Source organism: Uliginosibacterium sp. 31-16, assembly GCF_030730865.1.
Classification (GTDB): domain Bacteria; phylum Pseudomonadota; class Gammaproteobacteria; order Burkholderiales; family Rhodocyclaceae; genus Uliginosibacterium.
The window spans coordinates 408,441-432,007 of sequence record NZ_JAVALZ010000002.1 but is presented as its reverse complement, the minus strand read 5'-3'; the positions used below and the strand labels follow the sequence as shown (position 1 = coordinate 432,007).

Genomic DNA, 23,567 nt, shown 5'->3' with positions numbered 1-23,567 from the left:
ATCAGCGCTGGATGCCGCGCATGGCACGCGGGGTGAGTAGCGCCACCAGTACGGTGAAGAAGGCGACGACCAGCAAGCCGCTGGTGAGGCTGCTGTGCTCGGCGATAGCGCCGATCAGCGGCGGGCCGCACATGAAGCCCAGATAGCCGATGCCGGAAACGCCGGCGATGCCACTGGCCGGTGATACGCCGGGTACGCGCGCGGCGGCCGAGAACAGCACCGGGATCACGTTCGAAAGCCCTAGCCCAACCAATGCAAAGCCGCCAATGGCGGCCCAGCGCTCACCGATCAGCAGGGTCAGCAGCATCGCCGCGCCGGCCATCCAGGCCGAACATTGCAAGGTGAGGCTGGCGCCGAGGCGGCCGCGTAGCCAGTCGCCACCGAAGCGGCCGGCCGCCATCGCGCCGGAGAAGGCGGCGTAGCCCAGCGCAGCAATGCTGGCCGGGCTGGCCAGCTCCTGGCTCATGTAGAGCGTGCTCCAGTCGTACATCGCCCCTTCGCTGACCAGTGCCAGTGCGGCCAGCAGGCCCAGAAGCAGCAGCACGCCATGCGGCAGGCGGAAGCCTTGATGCTGTTCATCTGGCGAATGGGTGGCGTGGGTGGGCAACATGGCGCGCGCGGCAAACCACACCAGGGCGAAGCCGGCAGTGCAGGTGAGTACTACGTGCAGCACCGGGCGAGCTCCGGCCCCGGCCACGAGGCTACCGATCAGGGCGCCGGCGAGTCCGCCCAGGCTGAAGAAGCCGTGGAAGGACGACATGATCGGCTTGCCCATCTCGCGCTCCACGGCCACAGCCTCGGCATTCATGGCCACATCGAAGGCGCCGCTGCCCAGCCCGAAGGCGAACAGCAGGAGCATGAGCACCACATAGCCGGGCGCGAAGAGCAGGGCCGCGAGGCTGGCACTGACCACGCAGGCGCCACACAGCACCACCGGACGCGCACCGTGGCGCGCGACCCAGCCTCCGACGCGGGTAAGCGTGATCAGCGAGCCGATGCCGGCGGCCAGCATCAGCCAGGCCAGCTGGGCCTCACTGAGGCCGAACTGCGCCTTCACGGTGGGCACATGCACGCCCCAGGTGGCAAAGAGCAGACCACAGATGAAGAAGTGGGCCTTGGTGGCGATACGCGCGTGCAGCAACCGGCGCGCTGGCATGCGCGGGGGCTCTGTGGGCGTCACTGTCACAGAGCTTTGCGCAGCGCGTAAAGCGCTTCCATGGCTTCGCGTGGGGTCATGCTGTCCGGGTCCAGCTCGGCCAATGCCGACAGTGCCGGATGGCTGACCTGCGCTGGTTCCGGCTCGGGCAGGGAGGCGAAGAGATCATCCTGCGGGCCGCTCGCCACTTCGCGGTTTTCCAGCGCCCGCAAGCGGCGCTTGGCGTCGCGCACCACGGCCGGCGGAATGCCCGCCAGCGCAGCGACTTCGATACCGTAGCTCTGCGAGGCAGGGCCGTCCTGCACCGCATGCAGGAAGACGATGCTGTGGCCATGCTCCACCGCGCCCAGATGCACGTTGGCGCACTCCGGGTAGTCCTGGCCCAGGCGCGTGAGTTCGAAGTAGTGGGTCGAGAAGAGCGCGTAGCTCTGGTTCTTGTCGAGCAGGTGTTTGGCGATCGAGTAGGCCAGCGCCATGCCGTCGAAGGTCGAGGTGCCGCGGCCGATTTCGTCCATCAGCACCAAGCTCTTGTCGGTGGCGCCATTCAGGATCGCCGCCGCTTCGGTCATCTCGACCATGAAGGTCGAGCGGCCGGAGGCCAGATCGTCTGATGCGCCGATGCGGGTGAAGATCGCATCGACCGGGCCGATCCGACAGGCGCTGGCGGGCACGAAGCTACCGCAGTGGGCGAGCAGCACGATCAGCGCGACCTGCCGCATATAGGTCGATTTACCGCCCATGTTCGGGCCGGTCACGAGCAGCATGCGGCGCGTCGGCGCCAGGCGCGTGTCATTGCTGATGAAGGCGTCGACCTGCCGTTCGACTACCGGGTGGCGGCCGGCCGTGATCTCGATGCCGGGCTCGTCCGAGAGCTCGGGCGCGCGGTAGTCGAAGCGCGCGGCGGCCTGGGCGAAGGCGTTCAACCCGTCGAGCAGGGCGACGGCGTGGGCGATCTGCTGCAGGCGCGGCACCTGCGGCGCGAGCTGGGCCACCAGCGCCTCGTAGAGCATCTTCTCGCGCGCCAGCGAGCGGTCCTGCGCCGACAAGGCCTTGTCCTCGAAAGCCTTCAGCTCGGGCGTGATGTAGCGCTCGGCGTTCTTCATGGTCTGGCGCCGGCGGTAGTCCTCCGGCACCTTGTCGGTGTTGGCGTGGGTGACTTCGATGTAGAAGCCATGCACGCGGTTGAACTCGACCTTCAGCGTGGCGATGCCGGTGCGCTCGCGCTCGCGGGCTTCCAGCGCAATCAGGAATTCGCCGCAGTTGTTCTGGATGTCGCGCAGCTCGTCCAGCTCCGCGTCATAGCCGCGCGCGATCACACCGCCATCGCGCACCTGGGTGGCGGGCTCTTCGGCAATCGCGGTACGCAGAAGCATCAGCGTGTCGAGCGGCGTCTCCAGATCCAGGTGGATATCGCGCAGCAGGCTGGAATCGGCCTGCGGCAGTGGGGCGCGCACCGAATCGAGCGCGCCAAGGCTCTCGCGCAGGGCGGCGAGCTCGCGCGGACGCACGCTGGTCAGCGCAATGCGGGTGGCAATGCGCTCGATGTCGGCGATCGGGCGCAGGGCCGCAGCCACCGCATTCAGCGGGCCATCGCCGGCGTCGCCGAGCAGGGCGCCGACCACGGCATGGCGCTCGCGGCAGGCATTGCGCGAAGCGAGCGGGTGATGCAGGGCATGGCGCAGCCAGCGCGAGCCCATGCTGGTCTCGGTGAGGTCCAGCAAGGAGAGCAGGGTGGGTGCGGGTTCGCCACGCAGGGTCTCCGATATTTCGAGGTTGCGCCGGGTCTGCGCGTCCATGCGCAGGTAATCGCCCTCGCTCTCCACTTTCAGCGTGGTGATGTGGGCCAGGGTCTGGCGCTGGGTGCTGCGCGCGTAATCGAAGAGCGCGCCGGCTGCGGCCAACGCCACATTCAGGCCCTCGGCGCCGAAGCCGGCGAGATCGCGGGTGCCGAAATGGGTAGTCAGGAGTTCCTGCGCGGTCTTGGCATCGAACTGCCAGTCGGCCAGACGGCGAATCGCCGGCACGCGCGCTTCGAGCGCAGGCAGCTTGAGCGATTCGGGAATCAGCGCTTCGGCCGGGCGCAGGCGCTCCAGATGGCTGATCAGGTTCTCGGGTTCGGTCTCGACTAGGCGGAAGTCGCCATTGGCGAGGTTCAGCCACACCAGGCCGAGCACGCCGCGATTGAGCTGCACCGCGAGCAGCGGCGCTTCGGCACGCTCGTCGAGCAGGGCCGCGTCGGTGAGCGTGCCGGGGGTGACGATGCGGCTCACGGCACGCTCCATCGGCCCCTTGGTCGCGCCGGGTTCGCCTACCTGCTCGGCGATCACGGCGGATTCGCCCAGCTTCACGATCTTCGCCAGATAAGGCTCCAGCGCGTGATGCGGTACGCCCGCCATCTTGATCGGCATACCGCCCGAGGCGCCGCGCGTGGTGAGGGTGATGTCCAGAATTCGCGCGGCCTTCTCGGCGTCGTCGAAAAACAGCTCGTAGAAGTCGCCCATGCGGTAGAACAGCAGGGTGTCCGGATGCTCGACTTTGATGCGCAGGTACTGCTGCATCATGGGTGTGTGTTTTTCGATTTCGGCGGCAGTGAACATCGGGCTGTGAGGGGCTGGCTTTATGCGAAGGCGTATTGTCGCCGAGAGCGGGCATGCTGTGTGGCGTGCCGCAACAACACGGTGATTTCAATTTTCCGGGAGTGGTTTCTCGATGTTCCTGAGAGCCGCTTGCAGCCGGCGTCTTCAGCATGCATGCCTGAAAGATCGCATGAATAAACATTCTGCAGCATGTCTGCTTGAAGAAGCCCGATGCAAGCGGTTCTCCGGCAGGTCATGAAAAAGCCCGGTCACTTGCGTGACCGGGCTTTTTGCCGTGCCAGGAGTGCTTACTTCAGCTGCGCAGCCAGGGGCAGCTTGGCTTCCCTGATGCCGGCTGCGACCAGCCCGCCAATGGCTTCGGCGCCTTTTTCCTGCAGGTGGGTGTTGTCCGGCTTGGTGCGGCTGCCGGTGTTGGTGGCGTAGTACGGGTACTTGGCCGGATCCACCGCGAGGTAGTAATCCAGCGAGGCCTGTTCACCCATCTTGTTGAAGAACTCCATGCTCTTCACGTCCAGATCGACGAGTGCCACGTTGTTGGCCTTGGCTGTGTCGCGGATGGTCTGCGAGTAGTCGCCCGGCACCTTGCCCTTGCCCCAGGTATGGGTGGTCGCGCCGATCTTGCCGTCCTTGAAGGAGCGGCGGGTCAGCGGAGTGACCAGTACCGGTGTGGCACCGACGCTCTTGGCAATCGCGATGTACTTTTCCAGGGTCTTCTGGAAGGACATGTCTGCCGGTACGCCGGCTGCGGCACCCGGATAGGTGCACAGATTGGCGATGTCGATCACGTCGCGGGCCGGAGCCGGGCGGGCAGGCTCTTCGCCGCACTTTTCGTCGTTGTGGCCGAACTGGACCAGCAGGTAATCACCCTTGCGGATGTCGGCCTGGATCATGTCAAACCAGCCCTCGGTGATGAAGCTGCGCGAGGAGCGGCCAGACTGGGCGACGTTAACCACCTGTACCTGCTTGGCATCCTTGAACTGGCGGTCAAAGATCTGGCCCCAGCCCATGCGCGGAAGAACGTCTACGTCATAGTTGCTGGCGGTGGAGTCGCCGGCAACGAACACACGAGTGACCCCCGGCGCTGCGATTGCAGCAGCTTCAGTGCGGGCGTGGGCCAGCGAGAGCGGCGAAAGCTGGGTGATTTCGTGGTAATTGCTGTCGAACAGGCTGGTGGTGCCGAGCACGCCTTGTGAAGACAGGTAGCCGCGATTGTGGCGGATGTACTTGACCAGCTCGCCGGCATTGCCGCTGGCTGGATCAAAGCTGGCGGCGTCGATACCGGCATCCTTCAGGGCGCTGCCCAGCAAGGGTTGCAGGCCGGCTGCCTTGGCCTTGAGCGCGTCGGCGCTGACCGCTGGAGCCTTGCCGGACTGGACCATGCCGACCGGGCCCTGGAACTTGGCGTCCTTGGCAACGCCGGAGGCGACGAAATCGGTCAGGGCATTGATGTGAGCGGTGACCTTGCCGGCGGGGGCGGCCACGAGGCTGACGAACTGGATGCGCCCGGCTTCGGCGACCAGCATCAACGGGGCGACCAGACCATCGGCGGAGAGTGTGTAGGCGCCTTTGTCATCGGTGGCGACGGACTTGCGGTTGCCCTGGGCGTCATACACCGTCACGTTGGCCTTGAGGTTGGCCGCAACGATGCCACTCAGCGTGACTCCTGTCAGCGGTTTGACGGCGGAAGCCGCAGCGACCGGTGCAGCAGCGGGGGCGGAGCTCTTCGGCGCATTGCTGGCACAGCCGGCAACGGTGACACCAATTACGGCAAGAACGGACAAGCGCAAGGCAAAGGTTTTCATGCTGTCTCCTGATTGATGCGGTGGGAGTGGGTAAAAGCGAGTCGTGATTGCGCGCCGGAACCTGCGTGCAGCACACGGCCAACGGGTGATTTTGCCCGGTCAGGTGAGCGTGGGTCTTGATCGGAATTGCGGAATCGGGTGCTCATTCCCAGGTGGCGTACATTCAGCGGGTGACAGGAACGTACAGATCAAATTGCCGTTCGAAGCTCGCCGGCAGATAGCTGGAATTGTGGAAGCAGCGCAGCAGCGGCGCGTCGCGCCGCATCTGCCAGCCGGTTTCCGCAGCGATGCGTTGGGCGAGCGTGTCCTGCTCCGGTATTGAAAAGCCGCCGGCCACTCGCAACACGGCGTAATGTCCGTCGGGCAGGGCGCCTTGCTGCAGACCGGGAATGCACTGACCAAGCCTGTCAGACTGCAGGGCCGCCTGCAATTCGACTTCGCTGTCTGCATCACTCATGTCGCCCGCCAGTTGCACACACCAGCCCTTGCGCCGTTCGCGCGGGATGCCGGCCAGCAAGGCATGGGCGCGCAATTCGTCAAACGGGGTGATGCCGTTGCCGAGCTCGCCACGGAAGGGGATGTACTGGATTGCCTGACCCTGCAGCAACTCGATGCGCATCGGTCTGGATTCGCTTGCCTGCACATGCACACCGGATGGCGAAACGCCATGCGCCGTGCGGAAGGCGCGCGAGAAGGCTTCCGCCGAGCTGTAACCACTTTCAAGCGCCAGATCGAGGATCGAAGCAACTTCCCCGGCGGCAATGCGCCGGCGCGCCAGTTCCAGTCGCAGCCGGCGCACGCGGGCGACCGGTGTCTCGCCGGAATACTCGTTGAACACCCGCTCGAAGTGGAAACGCGAGAGGTGGGCAATGTCTGCCAGTTCATCGAGGCTTATGGGCTGGCCCAGATGTGCGTCGACATGGCTAGCCACCCGCCGCAGGCGAGTGAGTTTGCGCGTGTAGGTGTCGACTTTCATGGGCTGGCGACAGGCATCTCGGAAAATTTTTCGAGAGTGTGCCACCAATTGCCATGGCTTAGATAGAACTCTGTTTGCGGTAACAATGGTTTCGTCTGCACATCCCCGGTCAGGTTTGCGGTGTGTGCCTGATTCAAGCGCTGCGGACGAATAGCCTGGGGAATGTCGAGAGTTCCGGAACCCGAACCAGCTGTTGTGGTACTGCAACACTCCGGTTCTCCAGTCTCGTTCACAACTTGTTTTCCGGTTGCGCATTCACCCTGCGACCCGTCTGGGAAAAAGGGTTTCTCAGAATTGCAGCCGGTCCGCCGGGCCGGATGTTCCGGCCTGTTCGATCCTCTTCACGGTCGGGCGCAGATCAAGTCCGGTGCTGGCCTTGAGTTGCACGGCGCGCTCGCGCAATCCGGCGAGCGTCAGGCTGATTTCCTCGCCTCGCGTGGCCAGCGCCACGACATTGCCGCTCGCACATTGGGGCAGCGCGAAAGTGCGTCCCCCGAAGGCTTCGGACAGGCGCTTGAGCGGTGCGGCGTAGCTGCGTGAACGACCGAAGAGATTGGTGGCGAGCATTCCATTTTCATTCAGTCGCGCCCAGCAGGCCTGATAGAAAGGCAGGCTGTCGAGAAGCCCGACCTTGGCGTCTTCGTCGTAGCCGTCGATGAGGATGTAGTCGAATTTGGGGCCGGGGCGGGTCATGTAGTCCACGCCATCGTCAATCACGATGGACAGGCGCTGATCTTCGGCTGGCAGCTTGAAGTGGAAGCTGGCTGCTGCCCACACTGATTCGTCGATTTCCACCGTGGTGACGCGCGCCTGCGGCAGCTTCCAGTAGCAGAACTTGGTCAGCGAACCGGCCCCCAGGCCGACCAGCAGGATGCGCTTGGGCCACTTTGCCGTATCGGTGAAGCCGTCACGCAGGAGAAGCCCGGTCATCATCTCGCGGGTGTACTCGAGTTGCAGGTCAACCGGGCGACGGATGCGCATCGCACCTTGCACCCATTCCGATCCGAAATGCAGGTAGCGGATGCCGTCTTCTTCACTGATGTCGATGGAGCTGTGGTGCATGGCGTGGAACACTGGAAACTGGATTGTTGGCGAGCCTACCTGTGGACAAGCGCTTCGCCAAGTCTGTGGGAAGAAGCCTATCCACACAAAACGTGGAGAAGTCTGTGGATGAGTGCCGGATAAGCGGCCTAAGTGCCTGAGCGCAGGGCAAAAGATGCTGCCGTTCAAAAAGTGAGCATCGTGGAGATCGGCCATGGGCGCGGGTCTTCGCGGCATGCACGGGGCTCTCTGTCAAGACGGAGAACAAGGTTTATTTGGTCTTGCAGAGGGATGTCGTGAGCGCAATTCACAGAATGCGTGGAGAAGCCTGTGGATGAGTTTGGGGAAAGTGGGCTAAGTGGCTGATGCGTTGACGAAAGCCATCGCTGCGCAGAAATGAAGCAAAATGCTGATGGCGTGCGATTGTCTGGCGTTCGGCATTTCAGGGCAAAACTGTCAAGGAAACAAAGCGGTTTTACGCAGAAAATTTTCGGTGCTGGCGCGAAGCCTTGCGCGCTGTCCACAGAAAATGGGGAGAAGCCTGTGGATGAAACTCCGCAAACCTGCTCAAGTGATTGAGCTGAAAGCAGAATTCCGTGTTGCGCAAAAATTGCACGCGGATTGCAATTGAATGCCGCCTGCGTGACACAGTGCACACTGTTTACGTGCCGTACATGTGGGCCAAATTACGACTCCGGAGTGTGTCATGCGTCTGTTATGTGTACTGGGCCTGTTGCTGTGTTCGGTTTGCGCTCTGGCGCAAGAAAGCGTGCCGCGCTGGCAGCCGGCGGAGGACGATCTGGTGCGTTTGCGCACTGCGGTCGATGCGCGCTATCAGCGCTTGTTCGTCGCTGGGAAGTTGCGTGAGCGCATGAGTTCCATCGATGCGGCTGCTCTGGCACTGGATGCGGTGGCGGCGGATTACGACGCTACACGCATCGTGCAGATGCTGGCGGCCTTGCCGCCGCTGCTGGATGGCGACCCGGCCAGCAAGACCTTCAGCAATATCCACTGGTATCAGGGCGACACCAAGCTGGTGGATCGCAACGGTATCGAATTCGTGACCCGCAAGGCAGTGCTGATCTGGCTGCTGTATGCCGATCGGCTGACGCCGGCGCAGCGCGAGCCGCTGCTGACCTTGCTGACCCGGGCGAAAACCGGCGTCAGCCGGCATGCTGTGGCGATCAGCTATACCAACATCTGGCTGATGAAAACCTGGAACCTGATTGCGCTGGGTGAGAGCCTGCAGGATGAGGCCCTGGCCGCTTCCGGCTGCCGGATGCTGGCCGACTGGCTGAGCTACACACGGCGCACGGGGATCAACGAATATCTCAGCCCGAGCTACTACGACGTGGATCTGGAAAGCCTGGCCCTGATCCGCAATCTGAGTCGCGATCCCTCTGCGCGTCAGATGGCAGGCGAAGCGCTGGACATCTTCTGGCACGACATCGCACTCAACTGGTATGCCCCGGCCGAGCGTCTGGGCGGCACGCACAGCCGGGATTACAACCGCCTATTCAATGTTGGTGGCGTCAATCACTGGGTGGCGCGGGCCGGCTGGACAGGTGTCCCGGAGAGCCGCATGCAGCAAGGCTCTGCAGACAGGAGTCCCTACGAGGCCGTCGCATGGGCGTCTCCGCCAGTGCAGGCTGGAGAATGGCTTCAGGGGCCGTTTCCCAGATGGGTCTCGGCGCGCTGGGGCGAAGCGCCCGAGAAACGCCATACGCATTACATGGGTCGCAATTTCAGCATTGCGTCAGCAGAGTCCGGCTACTACGCCGGGCATGACAATTCGCCGCTGGTGATCAATCTTGGCGCCGGGCAGGATGTGCCGATCATCAATTTCTTCATGGATGGCCGGCGCGACCATTACGGTCAGAACAAGACCCTGGAGGCCGGCTCCGGGCACATGAAGGCACTGCATCTGCGGCCTTTCCTTGCCAGCGTCCAGCGCGACAATGAAGTGCTGTTTCTGGCCTCGGTGCGTGAAGACAAGCCTGAATACACGGCGCTGGAATCTGTTGTGACCCTGCCGGCCGACGCCGAATACTGGCTGGATGAAACGAAGCTTGAGCTGTTCACCGCGCACAGCCGCTGGAGTGCGGATTTCGCACCCAATGGCCAGAGCACTTTCATCGACATCACGGCGCGCAATGGCCGCGACGAGCTGGTGCTGACGGATCGTGATGACAAGCTCGGCGTTGGCGTGTCGCGCATCTTCCCGGTGCAGGCCGGCAGTACCTACCGGCTGGCGGCCAGCCTGCAGGGCGGCGAGGTTTTTCTGTACCTGAATTATCTGGATGCCTCCCGCCGCCTGATCGGCAGCGAACATGCCAGCAAGGTAGCCGGCGGGCAGGGCGGGTTTGCCGAGCGAGAGTCCAGTTTCACAGCCCCCGCTGGCGCGGTGTGGTGCAAGGCCTGGCTGTATTCCACCAGCACGCTTCGCACCGAATTACGGGTGGCGGATCTGCGCTTTGAAGAACTCACGGAAACCGGGCCCCGCTTGCTGGGAGGCTTCGATTTTCGTCCCTACGTTGCGCAGAAAATTGACGTTCCGGCCGGCGCCACGCTTTACGTGCGCCGGGGGGACGCGGTGGCCGCATTGCGCCTGCTGGGGGCATGGGATGTGCAGGGCGCGCCAACCGGATTCAGCCTGTACAACGACGGTCTGGCGCAGGGCGCCCTGCGCCTGACTGCCACCCATGCAGCCACGCACAGCGATCAGCGCGCCTCGCTGGCCATGTGGGCGGTGGCGACCGAGGGCATTGCCGATGACGCCGCGTTTGCCCGGCTGCGCCGGCAGCTGGGTGCCGTGAAAGGCGTCGCGACGCTGGACGGGGCCGTGCTTGATGCGGCGGTTCAGCGTACGCAGGGCGCGCTGCGTCTGCAGGCGGATGTAGTTGCTGGTCGGCGGCTCGTGCGTGCAGGCCAGAGTCCCGAGCCGGCGGATGCCGCCCTGTCGGTGAACGGGCAGGCATTCGACCCGCAAACTCCCAAGTTGCGGTCAGGGCAGTGATGCTCAGCCCTTGAGAATCCGTCTGAGCACCGCGGTATTCGCCGGACGTGCCTCGGCTTCACCGGCCAGCGCCCGGGCACGCAGCTGACCGCAACCGCCGTCGATATCCTGCCCGGCAGAGTTGCGCAGCTTGGTGAGCACGCCGCGCTGATGCAGCGTGCGGGCAATGCGGGTGGCGTGTTCCCAAGAGGGGCGCTGGAAGTCCAGCCCTTCGTTGGTGTTGTACGGAATCATGTTCATGATCGCGTACTTGCCCTTGAGCAGGCGCACGATGCCATCGAGTTCGGCTTCGCTGTCGTTGATGCCGGCGAGCAGGGTCCATTGATACTGGATGGGATAGCCGGTATCGCGGGCATAGTGTTCGCCGAGCTCCACCAGTTCGTCCGGCGACATGCGCGGCGCCCTGGGCAGCAGGCGGGCACGTAGGTCCGCATCGGTGGTGTGCAGCGAGAGTGCCAGCGCCGGTTTGACCGGACCTTGCGGCAGGCGCTCGAAGACCCGGTGATCACCGACGCTGGAGAAGACCAGATTCTTGTGACCGATGTTGCCGACCGTGCCCAGCAACTGGATCGCTTCCAGCACGTTGTCCATGTTGTGAGCCGGCTCGCCCATGCCCATGAACACGACTTTTTTCACCAGCCGGCGGGCGCGCCCGAGCACCACCTGGGCGACGATTTCGGCGCTACCGAGCTGGCGCAGGAGGCCGTCGCGCCCGGTCATGCAGAACACGCAGCCGACCGCGCAACCGACCTGGGTTGATACGCACAGGCCGTCGCGCGGCAGCAGCACGCTCTCCACGGTCTGACCATCGGCCAGGCGCACGAGCAGGCGCTCCGAGCCGTCTTCGCCCTGATGCGCCGCACTCAGGCTGGCCAGTGTTTGCAGGTCTGCACTCAGCGCCGGCAGATCATTGCGCACGGCCAGCGGCAGCACGTTTTCTGCAAGACGCCGGCCGCTTTCCAGCGGCTGCGCCAGCACCCAGGCACGCAGCACGCGCTGGATGTGGGCGGGCTTGGCGCCGTGACCGGCCAGACGCTGGCGGAGATCTTCAATCAGCATGGCTCAGCCTTCGCTGGCGAGGGGCTGCCCCGCTTTTGCCCTGGCTTCGCGGTGCATGCGCCAGATGGTGTGGCCGTTGACGGCAAGGATGACGATTTCCAGCGCGCTGCCACCGATCGAGCCGGCGATCAGGTTGTTGGCGATCCACAGCAGGGTGCCGAAGAGCATCACCACGCGCATGCGGATGCCATGAAGCAGGAACAGGGCAAGTGTGCCGATGCACGAGGCGATCAGCGGGAACCAGTTCCACCAGTGCTCGACCAGCCCGATGCCGAGCCCCAGATTGACCAGCACCACGGCGATGGCAATCCATACCGAGCGGGTGTACAGCGAAAGCACCGAGCGGGTGGTGGAGACCAGCGAGCTGGCCATGGCCGTCGGGTTGCCGAGCAGCCAGAAGTGGAGGACGTAGGCGATGCACTCGCCAGTCATGTAAAGCTTGAAGTGGCGATCGTTCTTCTGCAGGAAGGAGCCCACGCCGAGGACGAAGGCGACGTAGCCGAAAAGCTGGGCGGGGGAGAAAGCGTCGGAAAACATGGGTGCTGCGATGGCGGGCCGGGGGCGCCACTTTAGCGGGGATTGGGCAGGGCGTCGATGCCTGCGGAGCCGGTCCGGAAAGGGGCGTGCAGTGGACTTCTGCAGCATGCCTGCTTGCACAGCCATGCAGAACGGACGTTTCCCGGCCAGGTGGCTGCAGAGCAAGGCTGGGGGCGGCTCTTCAGAGGTCTGTAGCACAGCGCAAAACGGCTTTGGTGTGCTGAAAGCTGGTCTACTGGTTGACTGAAAGAGATGAGAGTTGCTGGATCGCTAAAGTTGATTTATGTGATCAGTTTTATTGATCAAGCGAGCCGTGCTGATGCCTGAGCTTCAGGAAAATCATCGCGGCCAGCAGCGCGTCATTGACCGGGTCGTGGCGTGGCAGCAGGGGCAGGGCGAGTTCGGTGAGGATGGTGTCCAGACGCAGATCGACTTCGGGCCGGTAGGCAGTGACCTTGCGATCGTAATAAAGCCCGGAAACCTCGATGGCCGGGTTGGGCAGATGGATGCCCAGCCAGGATTTGAGCTGACGGTTGATGACGGCAAGATCGAATTCCAGGTAGTAACCGATCAGGGGGCGTGCGCCGATGAACGTGAGCAGCTGGCTCAGCGCGTCTTCCACCGCCAGGCCGTTGGCCACATCCTGCTGGCGCAACTGGTGGATCGGGATGCTTTGTGCGGCAATCGCGTGGCGGGGCTTGAGGATCAGGCGCAAGGCCTGCGAAGTGAGGATGCGATCGCCGCGCACCGGCACGGCGGCAATACTGAGGATTTCGGCGGATTGCGGATCGAGGCTGCTGGTTTCGCAGTCGATGCTGATCCATTCTTCTGCGGGGGGCTGGTCGAACAGGAAACCGAAGCGTTCATCCTGCAGTGCACGACGCGCCTGCCAGCGCCGGAGGTTCTGCCACAGGCTCATGAGATGCGCGCGAGCTGGAAGTGATGCTCGATCAGCTGGCGGAAACGCTTGACCACGCCGAGCGCATCCTTGAGCAGATCGCGTTCCAGTGTGGACAGCGCCGCTGGGTCGATCAGGTTGTCGGGAACGCGGCCCTGCGCCAGCGTGTTCAGACCGTGCTGCAGGCGCAGGCCGTGCAGGAAGACCAAGGTTTCGCGCAGGTCCTGCGCCAGTTCGGCGGGCAGCAGTTGCCGGGCGAGCAGTTCGTCAACGCGCCGGTAGGTATTGCTGGTGCGGATGCCGGCTTTCACGGCCATGCTGCGGATGCCGTGTACCAGCGGAAAGATGCCGCCTTTCTTGATGTCCAGCCGGTCACGCTGGGCGCCCGCATCGAGCACCAGACGCGAGAACAGACTGAGCGGCACGTCGAACTGCATCACCGGCAAGGCGAAGCGCGACAGGAAGGCACCGTCCAGCTCCGGCAGGCTTTGCAGCTGCACCGATTCAAGCAGCGCCGCCTTGCCGGCGACGGGGCGTGCATCGGCCCAGATGGCCAGGCGCATCACGTTCTCGGCGTTGGCGCTGCGAACCCAGCCGAGCAGGCGGCTGCGCATGGCGCTGAGCTCGCAACACCAGTCCGGCTGATTGAGCATGATGCCGCCGGGGCAGGGCGGGTAGCCGAAGCTGAGCAGAGTCTGACTGAAGCGTTCGCAGATGGCCTGCAATTCTGGGTGCATATAGCCATCCTCGATCAGCAGGGCATTGTCCTGATCGGTCTTGAGGATCTGTTCGCCACGACCTTCCGAACCCAGCACCAGCAGACACACATGCTCGAGCATTTCGGCCGGAGCCAGCAGCGTGAAGGCTCGGCCCAGCAGGTGACGGCGCAGTTCGCAGAGCAGATCGGCAATCAGCGTGACCTTGACGCCATTGCCGTGCAGCAGCTTGATCAGTTCGTCCATGCTGCGGTTGGCCGCCATCAGCTCGACGATGCTCTCGGCGCGCTCGATCTGGGCCAACACGATATGCGACTGATTGCTCAGGAAGGACAGCAGTTCGACCTGTTCGAGAATGCCGATGACTTCTGCATCGCGCGTGACGACGACTCGCTGGATGGTGTGCTGCGCCATCAGCAACTGGGCGTGGTAGAGGTAGGCGTCCGCCGCGATCGTGATCAGCGGCGTGCGTGCCAGCGGGCCGACAGCCGTGCTGGCGGCGGAGGCTTCGCTGATGACGAAATCGCGCAGCTCGCTGCGCGTGAAGATGCCATCGCCGTTTTGTGTGTGCACCAGCACGCAGGTGGCATGATGCTTTTTCATCAGCCGGGCGGCATCCAGTACCGAATCTTCCGCATTCAGCCACAGGGCACGCGACAGATAGGCGGACTCCACCCGGCTCATCAGCATGGCCTGCAACTGGCCTTGCAGCGGGCGATTGGCGAGTACGGCGAAACGGGCAGCGACATCCTGATAGAAGAAGGCGCCGAAAACCGGATTGCGCTGGGTGAGATCCAGCACCAGTTCGCGCGGCAGGCAGAACACCAGCGTGTCCTCTACGGCGAGCAGACGGTGCTGGGCGCGGCCACCGAGCATGGCCCGCGAATCGAAACTGTCCTGCGGGCCGTAGTAAGCGAGGGTTTCGCCCTCGTTATGCTCGGACACCATGCCCTTGATCACCACGTACAACGTGTCGACCGGGCTGTTGGCCTCGTGCAGGCAGGCGTTTTTCGGGAAATAGGCTACATCCACACGCTCGGCCAGACGCTGGCGCTCGGCGGGATCAAGGCAATCAAACGGAGCGTGGCTGAAATCGAACGGGGTCACAAGCGGGACCTTGCGTAAAAAACCCCGGACCGTGGTCCGGGGCAATTGCTACGGGGGAAAATCAGTGTTTGCTGTTGACGCCTTCGGCTCCCACGCCGGTCATCGAGCGGATGAACTGGGGCAGGAAGGCCGCACGTTCCTTGTTGGCCGATTCGCTGTTGTCCATGATCGAGAACAGCCAGGTGAAGAAGAAGGCTGCGGTCATCGAGAACAGGGCCGGATTCTTGTAAGCGAAGATCGCTTCCTTGTTCTTGAGCACATCCACCCACACGGTCGGGCCCAGCACGATCAGGGTGACGGCCGTGATCAGGCCGATCAGCCCGCCGAGTACTGCGCCACGTGTCGTCAGTCCTTTCCAGAACATGGACAGGAACAGCACCGGGAAGTTGGCCGAAGCCGCAATCGAGAAGGCCAGACCGACCATGTAGGCGATGTTCTGCTTCTCGAAGGCGATGCCCAGCAGGATGGCGACGATGCCGAGGAATACCGTAGCTATCTTCGAGACCCTGATTTCATCCGCTTCGGTTGTGCGACCATGCCGCCAGACGCTGGCATACAGGTCATGCGATACGGCGGAGGCGCCCGAGAGCGTCAGGCCGGACACTACGGCGAGGATGGTGGCGAAGGCAACGGCCGAGATGAAGCCGAGGAACAGGTCACCGCCCACGGCATTGGCCAGATGGATGGCCGCCATGTTGGCTCCGCCGATCAGTCCCTTGGCGTCGGTGTATTGCGGCTGGTTGAGCACCAGCATGATGGCGCCGAAGCCGATGATGAAGGTCAGGATGTAGAAGTAGCCGATGAAGCCGGTGGCGAAGAACACCGATTTGCGGGCTTCCTTGGCGTCAGACACGGTAAAGAAGCGCATCAGGATGTGCGGCAGGCCGGCCGTGCCGAACATCAGGCCGATGCCCAGCGAGATGGCATCGATCGGGTTCGATACCAGCCCCCCCGGCGACATGATGGCAGCGCCCTTGGGGTGCAGTTCGATGGCTTTGCTGAACATGTTCTCCAGGCTGAAACCGGAGATTTTCAACACCATGAAGGCCATGAAGGTGGCGCCGGAGAGCAGCAGCACCGCCTTGATGATCTGTACCCAGGTGGTGGCCAGCATGCCGCCGAACATCACGTAGAGCACCATCAGGATGCCAACCATCACCACCGCCGAGCTGTAATCCATGCCGAAAAGCAGCTGGATCAGCTTGCCCGCACCCACCATCTGGGCGATCAGGTAGAGCGCCACGGTGACCAGCGTGCCGACTGCGGCGAAGGAGCGTACGGGGCCTTGCTGCAAGCGATAGGACGCCACATCGGCGAAGGTGTATTTGCCGAGGTTGCGCAGGCGCTCTGCGACGAGGAAGGTGATCAGCGGCCAGCCGACGAGAAAGCCGATGGAATAGATCAGCCCGTCGTAGCCGCTGCCGTACACCAGCGCGGAAATGCCGAGGAAGGAGGCGGCCGACATGTAGTCGCCCGCAATGGCCAGCCCGTTCTGGAAGCCGGTGATGCCACCGCCTGCGGCGTAAAAGTCCTTGGCCGAGCGGGTGCGCTTGGCGGCCCAGTAGGTGATGAACAGCGTCGCGGCGACGAAGATGAAGAACATCACGATGGCGTGCATGTTCAGACTGCGCTTGGCGACTTCACCGCCAATGGCATCGGCCGCCCATGCCGGCAAGCTGAGCAGCAGGCCGGTGAGGATGAGGGAAAGACGCTTCATTGCTGTGCCTCCTCGACCACTTCGCGGGTCAGTTGGTCAAACTCGGTGTTGGCCCGGCGCACATAGATGCCCGTGAGGACGAAGGCTGACAGGATGACTCCGACACCGACCGGAATCCCCCAGGTGATGACGGTATCCGGCCCGAGCGGCGTGCCGAACAGTTCCTTCTTGAAGCCGATGATCAGGATGAAGCCACAATAGATGGCGAGCATGATGATCGAGAGCGTCCATGAGAACACGCGCTTGGTTTCGATCAGCGCAGCAAATTTCGGATTATTTTGTATCCGTTCAATGGTGGGTGAAGTCATATCTCTCCTCCAGGGCAAGACCCGACTAGTTGTCGGGTTGCGGCGACTGTATTGGAACTGGCTGGCTTGAAGCCAATGACAATTCCTGATGGCCGGCATCAGGCCTGGTTATGCTGTATGCTCAGTCCTTGCACATCAAGGCCCGGCGGGCGATTGCGGCCATTCGGGCAATGCCGCGGAGTGGGTGTTTACCCTTAGTGAATCGTCATGGAAATCTATCAGCTGCGCACCTTTCTGGCTGTTGCCCAGCAGGGTCATCTGACCCAGGCGGCCGAACAGCTGCACTTGTCCCAACCGGCTGTCACCGCACAGATCAAGGCGCTGGAAGAAGAGCTGGGCGTCAGTCTGTTCGATCGCGTTTCCAGTGGTGTGCAGCTCACCGATGCGGGCAAGCGCCTTGTGCCGGATGCGGAAAAAGTGCTGGGGAGCGCGCGTGGCCTGATTGATCATGCCCGCAGCCTGCAAGGTGAATTGCGGGGCCGTATCCGCATCGGCACCCTGGTCGTCCCGGCGCGGCTGCGTCTGGGCCAGTGGCTGCGTGATGTGCAGCGGCGTCACCCCTTGCTGGAAGCGCAGACCCGGCTGGGCTTGTCCAGAGACATCCTCGCCGAGATCCGTCGCAACAATCTGGATTGCGGCTTCTTTCTCGGCCGCGACAGCTTTGCCAACGTGACGGCCATCACCCTGACTGAAATCGGCTTTTGCGTGGCGGTGCCGGCCGAACTGGCTGATGCCCTGAATCATGCAGACTGGCAGCAGATGAATGGCACACCCTGGCTGGGCGTGTCGCCGCGCTCGACGATTGCGACGATGACGCAGGAATTGTGGCGGACCCATAACATCGCGCCGCGCATCGTGGGCGAATTCGATGACGAAGCAACGCTGGCAGAGCTGATCAAGGCCGGATTGGGCATGGCCCTGCTGGCCGAACGAACCGCCAAACGCTTCGCTGCCGACGGCGCTTTCGTGCTGTGGCGGGGCGGCGAGGTGGTGATCCGCGCGCCGCTGCAATTCATCTATCCTGCCGAGCGCGAGGGCGATCCCCTGCTGATGGCCTTGCGTGAATCGCTCAAGACCATCTGGGATCTGCCGTGACGGACGCCGCACAGCCGACCGCCAAACCACGCCTGTGGGTGGATGCAGATGCCTGCCCGGTGGTGATCAAGGAAATCATCTTTCGCGCTGCCACGCGCAAGCAGATGGCGACCGTGCTGGTCGCCAACCAGATGCTGCGCGTGCCGCCGTCGCCCTTCATCCGTGCGGTGCAGGTGCCGTCCGGTTTCGATGTGGCCGACAATTACATCGCCGCCCAGGTGCAGAAGGGCGATCTGGTGGTCACCGCCGACATCCCGCTGGCGGCACAGGTGATCGAGCGCGGCGCGAGTGCCATCAACCCGCGTGGCGAGTTGTACACCGCCGCGAATATCCGCGAGAGTTTGTCGATGCGTGATTTCATGGAAAGCCTGCGCTCCAGCGGCGTGCAGACTGGCGGCCCGGCCGCGTTCAGCCAGGCAGACCGGCAGGCTTTTGCCAATCAGCTCGACCGCCTGCTGGCACGCCTGCCCGGATAGCCTCATGGGGCGGGTCTGTGCAGGCAAGCCTGCTGAAGAAGTCCAGCCGGCGCGGCTAATCAGGTATGCAGGCTGAAGAAGCCCGCCAGATGCGGCTTTTCAGGCATTCAACTTACAACGCACTCCAGATCAGCTTCGCGCCAGTGAGCAGCAGGAAGATGTAGCTCAGCCGGTAGAACAGTTTCTCGTCGATGCGCTTGTGCAGCCAGATGCCCAGATACACGCCGATGGGCGCCAGCGGCGCCAGCACCAGCGCCGTGCCGAGGTTGCGTGCATCCAGCAGGCCCAGCTCGGCGAAGGGCATGAGCTTCAGGTAATTCACCATCGCGAAGTACAGCGTCAGGTTCGCCACCAGCACCGTCTTGTCCAGCTGCTTGGGCAGCAGGTAGATCATCATCGGCGGCCCGCCCGCGTGTGCCAGCGTGCTCGTGAAACCGGAGAGGCTGGTCCACCAGCCCGCGCGCAGCCATTCCGGCAGGCGCGAGGTGTCGCGTAGCTGCAGGCCCGTCAAGCGCTGCAGCGCGAAGAGGATCGCAATGCTGCCGATGATCAGGTTCAGCGCCGTGGGTGAGATATGGCGGAACAGCAGCCAGCCCACGCCAATGCCCAGCAACGCGCCCGGCATCAGGCGGCGCAGCAGCTTGTAATCCCAGTGCGGGTGATACGACCAGCTCCCCACCAGATCCATCAGGCACAGGATCGGCAGCATCACGCTCGCCGCCTGAGGCGCCGGAATCGCCAGCGCCATCAGCGGCACCGCCAGCACGCCCAGCCCACCGGCGAAGCCACCCTTCGAGATGCCCGCGAGCAGCACCGCCGGCACGGCGGCGAGGTAGAAATACGGATTGGTGATGAATTCCATGGGGGCGAGCGGTGTGGCGGGCGGGGAGGGGATTATCCCGCGAATTGGTGAAAATGCAGGGTGCGCATTGCACACCAATATGCCTGATTGAGCGCGGCGTGCAATATCCGTGGCTTGCTTAAAAAAGTCTATTTCGACGGATCTGAGAAAGACGCAAACGCAGTTTCTTGCTCGCATCCATTGCCAAATCCGGCTCCTGCTTACCGAATAAGTCGTCTAGTTTGTCAGGATTGTCGACACACTGTTCAATGAATTTGGCCAGTCTGTGTCCGCTGACATTAAGCCAATACGTGTCTACGATAAAACTGCGGCCAAGCCAATGATTAACCAGAACGCCATTTATGTGGGAAGTATTTTGTAGTGATGCTGGAAGAGCGTCCGCATCATAAAGTGTGATCACTACCTCGCGTATATTAGCGTAGCGTGAATTGGAGATGCGATATTTAGCGTTGCTAATTAACTTCCAAGGAATTCTTCCGGTGCTCACTCTGAAGTCAATTATTCCGTCTCGATTTATATCGACCATGTTGGATCTGTCAAAAATTCGTGAAACAGAAATTTGAATGCAAATTAGTCCAAGCACTGTTCCAAAAATCCAAACCAAAAAAAGGAAAGATCCTCCATGTGTGGCCAGAAAGAAAACTTTGGCTATTGAAATTATGAGCACACCCCCAACTCCTAAAAGAAACAATCCTTGAGGTATTGAATTTCTGAAAATTATTGAATTTTGCATGAGGTTAAAGGCTCTGTCTGATATTCAACAATCACACACCCATGATAAGCCCATACCGTTGAGTGCGGTATGCCGCCATCTTGCGGTGCAGGTGGTGTGCAGGTGGTGTGCAGGAGCGGCATCTGGTGCCCGAAGAACAAGGTTGAGCCCGGCTCTTTGGATGGCTCTCATGCTCCCGCGCGGGAACCCGGTCTGAGACGCTCCGCGTCGACTTCTACTGTCATTCCAACCAAGGGACGCACCGCGTACGGCGCAATAAAGTAGGGCGCACTGAGCGCAGCGAACTGCGCCGAATGTATGGGCGCAAAATCCGGCGCAATTCCGCTTTGCTCCATTGTTCCTGCTGCGCCCTACGTTTCGGTGCTTCGCCGCAGCTAAATTGGTTGCCCGAAGAACAAGGCTGGACGAGGCTCTTCAGGCAGGTTGCAGCATCACGAGCTTGATGTGCTCCTGCTCGACCGGGCGCAGGGTGACCTGGCGGTAGTTGAGCGGGCCACGCTGCGGGTGGAGGAAGCCGCGCTCGCCGCCCTGGCGCTCCAGTACGTCGTGCTGCTTCCAGAAGGCGGCAAAGTCGGCGCTGCCGGTTTCGAGTTCGTCAACGAGGCGGAGCAGGGCGGGTTCGTCGAGGCGGGTGCGGCAGTCGGCGCGGAATTCGGCGCTGATGCGGCGCGCGCGTACTTCCCAGTCGACGAGAAAGCTTTTGGTTTCCGGGCGCAGGAAGACGAAGCGCAGCATGTTGGGCGGCGGGGCATTGGCGTCCTGCGGCTGATCGAGCCAGCCGGTGAAGAGCTCGGCGGCCGGGGCGTTCCAGCCGAGAATGTCCCAGTAGCGGCCCATCAGGTAGGCGGGCACGCGGATGTCTTCGAGCAGGGTGCTGAAGAGCGGCGCTGCGTCATCGTCTTCAGGCAGGCTGGCCTGCGGGTCGCGCCGGTCGGCCATCTCGAAGAGGTAGGCGCGCTCGCTGCGGGTGAGTTTGAGGCTGCGAGCCATGCGGTCCAGCACCTCGGCGGAGACATTCACCTCGCGTCCTTGCTCGATCCAGGTGTACCAGGTGGGGCTGATGCCGACAAGCTGGGCCATCTCTTCGCGGCGCAGGCCGGCGGTGCGGCGCCGGCTGCCGCTGGCAAAGCCGAAGTCGGCGGGCTGGCTGCGGGCGCGCAGCACCTGCATGAATTCACCTAGTTCCTTGCGGCGGGTGTCCATCGGCCTATCCTGAGTGATCGATCCTGTTAGTGTTGGTACTAGTATAAGTGCTTGCCTTGTGCGGGTATAGAACCCAGCCTAGTATCCGCGTCACAAACCGGGCTGTGCGCCCGGAACCCAGATCCGCGCTGAGTTTTCAGCGCCCAGGCAAGGAGTGATTTGAATGGCCAAGACTCTCTACGACAAGCTGTGGGATTCCCACGTTGTCCGTCAGGAAGAAGACGGTACCTGTCTTCTCTATATCGACCGTCACCTGATGCACGAAGTGACCAGCCCGCAAGCCTTCGAGGGCCTGCGTCTGGCCGGCCGCAAGGCCTGGCGTAACACCTCCATCGTGGCAGTGCCGGATCACAACACGCCGACCAATCACTGGGATCGCGACATCGAAGACCCGATCTCCAAGACCCAGGTGGATACGCTGGACGCGAACATCAAGGAATTCGGTTCGCTGATCTACTTCCCGTTCAAGCACAAGAACCAAGGCATCATCCACGTGATCGCCCCGGAAAACGGCGCGACCCTGCCGGGCATGACGGTGGTGTGCGGCGACAGCCACACCGCGACCCACGGCGCGTTTGGCGCGCTGGCTCACGGCATCGGCACCTCGGAAGTCGAGCACGTGCTGGCGACGCAAACCCTGGTGCAGAAAAAGAGCAAGTCCATGCTGGTCAAGGTCGAAGGCGCGCTTGGCGCTGGCGTGACCGCCAAGGACATCGCGCTCGCCATCATCGGCAAGATCGGCACCGCCGGCGGCACGGGCTACTGCATCGAGTTCGCCGGTTCGGCGATCCGTGGCCTGTCCATGGAAGGCCGCATGACCGTGTGCAACCTCGCCATCGAAGCCGGTGCGCGCGCCGGCATCATTGGCGTGGATGACACCACCATCAATTACCTCGAAGGCCGCGAGCATGCGCCCAAGGGTGAGCAGTGGAACAAGGCCGTCGAAGTCTGGAAGACCCTGCACACCGAAGACGGTGCGAAGTTCGACGCCGTGGTCGAGATGAATGCTGCCGACATCGAGCCGCAAGTGACCTGGGGCACTTCGCCCGAGCAGGTGCTGGCAGTGGGCGGCAATGTGCCGAACCCGGCCAACGAAGCCGATCCGGTGAAGCGTGCCGGCATCGAGCGCGCCCTGCAGTACATGGGCCTGCAAGCCGACATGCCGATCACCGACATCCAGATCGACAAGGTGTTCATCGGCTCCTGCACCAACAGCCGCATCGAAGACATGCGCGCTGCCGCTGCCGTGGCCAAGGGCAAGAAGGTCGCGGGCAATGTGAAGCTGGCGCTGGTGGTGCCGGGCTCCGGCATCGTCAAGCGCCAGGCTGAAGCCGAAGGGCTGGACAAGATCTTCATCGAAGCCGGTTTCGAATGGCGTGAGCCGGGTTGCTCGATGTGTCTGGCGATGAACGCTGACCGTCTGAGCCCGGGCGAGCGTTGCGCTTCGACCTCCAACCGCAACTTCGAAGGCCGTCAAGGCCCCGGTGGCCGTACCCACCTGGTGAGCCCGGCCATGGCCGCTGCTGCCGCGATCGCCGGTCACTTCGTCGATATCCGAGATTCACGCAACTGAGGCCTGAGGAGATAAACCATGAAAGCTTTTACCCGTCTCAATGGCCTCGTGTGCCCGATCGATCGCGCTAACGTCGATACCGACGCGATCATCCCGAAGCAGTTTCTGAAGTCCATTAAGCGCAGTGGCTTCGGCCCCTACCTGTTCGACGAATGGCGCTACGCCGATTTCGGCGAGCCGGGCATGGACTGCACGAACCGCCCGAAGCGTCCGGAATTCGCGCTGAACCAGGCCCGCTATCAGGGCGCGCAAGTGCTGCTGGCGCGTGACAACTTCGGCTGCGGCTCCTCGCGCGAACATGCGCCCTGGGCCATCGAGGATTACGGTTTCCGCGTGATGATCGCCCCGTCTTTCGCCGACATCTTCTTCAGCAACAGCTACAAGAACGCGATCCTGCCGATCGTGGCTTCCGCTGAAATCGTCGACCGCCTGTTCAAGGAATGCGAAGCGACTGAAGGCTACAAGCTGGATGTGGATCTGGAATCGCAGACCGTGACCACGCCGGGCGGCTTCTCCTTCAAGTTCGAGATCACCGAGCACCGCAAGCACTGCCTGCTCAATGGCCTCGACGACATCGGCCTGACCCTGCAGCACGCAGGCGAGATCAAGGCCTTTGAAGAGAAGCACAAAGCCGCGCAACCTTGGCTGTTCGGCGCTTAATTTTTCAAGCCGTCATCCCGGCGAAGGCCGGGATC

20 protein-coding genes are annotated in these 23,567 nt (G+C 62.7%); 6 read left to right on the top strand and 14 right to left on the bottom strand.

Annotated features, from left to right (window positions below; all coding sequences use genetic code 11):
* Position 1 precedes the first annotated feature (1 nt).
* The 5 genes from Q9Q94_RS09775 to Q9Q94_RS09755 form a co-directional block, all read right to left on the bottom strand.
* Positions 2 to 1,156, bottom strand: a complete 1,155-nt coding sequence (locus Q9Q94_RS09775) for an MFS transporter (protein WP_305979876.1) — start codon at positions 1,154 to 1,156, stop codon at positions 2 to 4.
* Positions 1,157 to 1,182: 26 nt separating this feature from the next.
* The gene (gene mutS / locus Q9Q94_RS09770; RefSeq protein ID WP_305979875.1) at positions 1,183 to 3,717 is read right to left on the bottom strand and encodes a DNA mismatch repair protein MutS; all 2,535 of its coding nucleotides are present in this window, start codon (positions 3,715 to 3,717) and stop codon (positions 1,183 to 1,185) included.
* Between the two features lie 323 nt (positions 3,718 to 4,040).
* Complete coding sequence (locus Q9Q94_RS09765; RefSeq protein ID WP_305979874.1) at positions 4,041 to 5,555, bottom strand: rhamnogalacturonan acetylesterase; 1,515 nt, start codon at positions 5,553 to 5,555, stop codon at positions 4,041 to 4,043.
* Positions 5,556 to 5,718: 163 nt separating this feature from the next.
* Positions 5,719 to 6,531: an AraC family transcriptional regulator gene (locus Q9Q94_RS09760; RefSeq protein WP_305979873.1), complete on the bottom strand. Its 813-nt coding sequence runs from the start codon at positions 6,529 to 6,531 to the stop codon at positions 5,719 to 5,721.
* A 288-nt stretch (positions 6,532 to 6,819) separates the two neighbouring features.
* Positions 6,820 to 7,593: a spermidine synthase gene (locus tag Q9Q94_RS09755; RefSeq protein WP_305979872.1), complete on the bottom strand. Its 774-nt coding sequence runs from the start codon at positions 7,591 to 7,593 to the stop codon at positions 6,820 to 6,822.
* 385 nt (positions 7,594 to 7,978) lie between these two features.
* Here Q9Q94_RS09755 and Q9Q94_RS09750 point away from each other — a divergent pair, with 385 nt between their 5' ends.
* A complete protein-coding gene (locus Q9Q94_RS09750) occupies positions 7,979 to 8,203 on the top strand; it encodes a hypothetical protein (protein WP_305979871.1) in 225 nt (74 codons plus the stop codon).
* Positions 8,204 to 8,278: 75 nt separating this feature from the next.
* On the top strand, positions 8,279 to 10,588 hold the full coding sequence (locus Q9Q94_RS09745; RefSeq protein WP_305979870.1) for a hypothetical protein: 2,310 nt from the start codon (positions 8,279 to 8,281) through the stop codon (positions 10,586 to 10,588).
* Between the two features lie 3 nt (positions 10,589 to 10,591).
* On the opposite strand, the gene Q9Q94_RS09740 is transcribed toward Q9Q94_RS09745, so the two are convergent.
* The 6 genes from Q9Q94_RS09740 to Q9Q94_RS09715 form a co-directional block, all read right to left on the bottom strand.
* Entirely contained in the window at positions 10,592 to 11,647 is a 1,056-nt protein-coding gene (locus Q9Q94_RS09740) for an RNA methyltransferase (RefSeq protein ID WP_305979869.1), read from the bottom strand.
* 3 nt (positions 11,648 to 11,650) lie between these two features.
* A complete protein-coding gene (locus Q9Q94_RS09735) occupies positions 11,651 to 12,184 on the bottom strand; it encodes a YgjV family protein (RefSeq protein WP_305979868.1) in 534 nt (177 codons plus the stop codon).
* 295 nt (positions 12,185 to 12,479) lie between these two features.
* Positions 12,480 to 13,103, bottom strand: a complete 624-nt coding sequence (locus Q9Q94_RS09730) for a 3'-5' exonuclease (protein WP_305979867.1) — start codon at positions 13,101 to 13,103, stop codon at positions 12,480 to 12,482.
* Positions 13,100 to 14,905, bottom strand: a complete 1,806-nt coding sequence (locus tag Q9Q94_RS09725; protein WP_305979866.1) for a putative nucleotidyltransferase substrate binding domain-containing protein — start codon at positions 14,903 to 14,905, stop codon at positions 13,100 to 13,102. The genes Q9Q94_RS09730 and Q9Q94_RS09725 overlap by 4 nt, the downstream gene beginning before the upstream one ends.
* A 61-nt stretch (positions 14,906 to 14,966) precedes the next feature.
* On the bottom strand, positions 14,967 to 16,622 hold the full coding sequence (locus tag Q9Q94_RS09720; RefSeq protein ID WP_305979865.1) for a cation acetate symporter: 1,656 nt from the start codon (positions 16,620 to 16,622) through the stop codon (positions 14,967 to 14,969).
* Positions 16,619 to 16,930 carry a DUF485 domain-containing protein gene (locus Q9Q94_RS09715; RefSeq protein ID WP_305979864.1) on the bottom strand — a complete coding sequence of 104 codons (312 nt, stop codon included), beginning with the start codon at positions 16,928 to 16,930 and terminating at the stop codon, positions 16,619 to 16,621. Before Q9Q94_RS09715 ends, Q9Q94_RS09720 begins: the two co-directional genes overlap by 4 nt.
* Before the next feature lie 207 nt (positions 16,931 to 17,137).
* Between Q9Q94_RS09715 and Q9Q94_RS09710 the strand changes: the two genes are divergently transcribed.
* Positions 17,138 to 18,025, top strand: a complete 888-nt coding sequence (locus Q9Q94_RS09710; protein ID WP_305979863.1) for a LysR family transcriptional regulator — start codon at positions 17,138 to 17,140, stop codon at positions 18,023 to 18,025.
* Complete coding sequence (locus tag Q9Q94_RS09705) at positions 18,022 to 18,501, top strand: YaiI/YqxD family protein (protein ID WP_305979862.1); 480 nt, start codon at positions 18,022 to 18,024, stop codon at positions 18,499 to 18,501. Before Q9Q94_RS09710 ends, Q9Q94_RS09705 begins: the two co-directional genes overlap by 4 nt.
* A 112-nt stretch (positions 18,502 to 18,613) precedes the next feature.
* Here the strand turns inward: Q9Q94_RS09705 and Q9Q94_RS09700 are convergent, their stop codons facing one another.
* From Q9Q94_RS09700 to Q9Q94_RS09690, 3 genes are all read right to left on the bottom strand, one after another.
* Positions 18,614 to 19,363 carry a sulfite exporter TauE/SafE family protein gene (locus Q9Q94_RS09700; RefSeq protein WP_305979861.1) on the bottom strand — a complete coding sequence of 250 codons (750 nt, stop codon included), beginning with the start codon at positions 19,361 to 19,363 and terminating at the stop codon, positions 18,614 to 18,616.
* A gap of 118 nt (positions 19,364 to 19,481) precedes the next feature.
* Entirely contained in the window at positions 19,482 to 20,096 is a 615-nt protein-coding gene (locus tag Q9Q94_RS09695; RefSeq protein ID WP_305979860.1) for a hypothetical protein, read from the bottom strand.
* Between the two features lie 414 nt (positions 20,097 to 20,510).
* Positions 20,511 to 21,299 carry a helix-turn-helix transcriptional regulator gene (locus tag Q9Q94_RS09690; RefSeq protein ID WP_305979859.1) on the bottom strand — a complete coding sequence of 263 codons (789 nt, stop codon included), beginning with the start codon at positions 21,297 to 21,299 and terminating at the stop codon, positions 20,511 to 20,513.
* Positions 21,300 to 21,462: 163 nt separating this feature from the next.
* On the opposite strand from Q9Q94_RS09690, the gene leuC reads away from it, so the two are divergent.
* Positions 21,463 to 22,872, top strand: a complete 1,410-nt coding sequence (gene leuC, locus Q9Q94_RS09685; RefSeq protein ID WP_305979858.1) for a 3-isopropylmalate dehydratase large subunit — start codon at positions 21,463 to 21,465, stop codon at positions 22,870 to 22,872.
* 18 nt (positions 22,873 to 22,890) lie between these two features.
* The gene (gene leuD / locus Q9Q94_RS09680) at positions 22,891 to 23,532 is read left to right on the top strand and encodes a 3-isopropylmalate dehydratase small subunit (RefSeq protein WP_305979857.1); all 642 of its coding nucleotides are present in this window, start codon (positions 22,891 to 22,893) and stop codon (positions 23,530 to 23,532) included.
* The last annotated feature ends 35 nt before the right edge of the window (positions 23,533 to 23,567 follow it).

Bases quoted from the DNA above. Each gene is read 5' to 3' on its own strand.
- Q9Q94_RS09775 (WP_305979876.1), bottom strand. From the start codon at position 1,156: ATGCCAGCGCGCCGGTTGCTGCACGCGCGTATCGCCACCAAGGCCCAC.
- mutS (WP_305979875.1), bottom strand. From the start codon at position 3,717: ATGATGCAGCAGTACCTGCGCATCAAAGTCGAGCATCCGGACACCCTG.
- Q9Q94_RS09765 (WP_305979874.1), bottom strand. From the start codon at position 5,555: ATGAAAACCTTTGCCTTGCGCTTGTCCGTTCTTGCCGTAATTGGTGTC.
- Q9Q94_RS09760 (WP_305979873.1), bottom strand. From the start codon at position 6,531: ATGAAAGTCGACACCTACACGCGCAAACTCACTCGCCTGCGGCGGGTG.
- Q9Q94_RS09755 (WP_305979872.1), bottom strand. From the start codon at position 7,593: ATGCACCACAGCTCCATCGACATCAGTGAAGAAGACGGCATCCGCTAC.
- Q9Q94_RS09750 (WP_305979871.1), top strand. From the start codon at position 7,979: ATGCTGATGGCGTGCGATTGTCTGGCGTTCGGCATTTCAGGGCAAAAC.
- Q9Q94_RS09745 (WP_305979870.1), top strand. From the start codon at position 8,279: ATGCGTCTGTTATGTGTACTGGGCCTGTTGCTGTGTTCGGTTTGCGCT.
- Q9Q94_RS09740 (WP_305979869.1), bottom strand. From the start codon at position 11,647: ATGCTGATTGAAGATCTCCGCCAGCGTCTGGCCGGTCACGGCGCCAAG.
- Q9Q94_RS09735 (WP_305979868.1), bottom strand. From the start codon at position 12,184: ATGTTTTCCGACGCTTTCTCCCCCGCCCAGCTTTTCGGCTACGTCGCC.
- Q9Q94_RS09730 (WP_305979867.1), bottom strand. From the start codon at position 13,103: ATGAGCCTGTGGCAGAACCTCCGGCGCTGGCAGGCGCGTCGTGCACTG.
- Q9Q94_RS09720 (WP_305979865.1), bottom strand. From the start codon at position 16,622: ATGAAGCGTCTTTCCCTCATCCTCACCGGCCTGCTGCTCAGCTTGCCG.
- Q9Q94_RS09715 (WP_305979864.1), bottom strand. From the start codon at position 16,930: ATGACTTCACCCACCATTGAACGGATACAAAATAATCCGAAATTTGCT.
- Q9Q94_RS09710 (WP_305979863.1), top strand. From the start codon at position 17,138: ATGGAAATCTATCAGCTGCGCACCTTTCTGGCTGTTGCCCAGCAGGGT.
- Q9Q94_RS09700 (WP_305979861.1), bottom strand. From the start codon at position 19,363: ATGGAATTCATCACCAATCCGTATTTCTACCTCGCCGCCGTGCCGGCG.
- Q9Q94_RS09695 (WP_305979860.1), bottom strand. From the start codon at position 20,096: ATGCAAAATTCAATAATTTTCAGAAATTCAATACCTCAAGGATTGTTT.
- Q9Q94_RS09690 (WP_305979859.1), bottom strand. From the start codon at position 21,299: ATGGACACCCGCCGCAAGGAACTAGGTGAATTCATGCAGGTGCTGCGC.
- leuC (WP_305979858.1), top strand. From the start codon at position 21,463: ATGGCCAAGACTCTCTACGACAAGCTGTGGGATTCCCACGTTGTCCGT.
- leuD (WP_305979857.1), top strand. From the start codon at position 22,891: ATGAAAGCTTTTACCCGTCTCAATGGCCTCGTGTGCCCGATCGATCGC.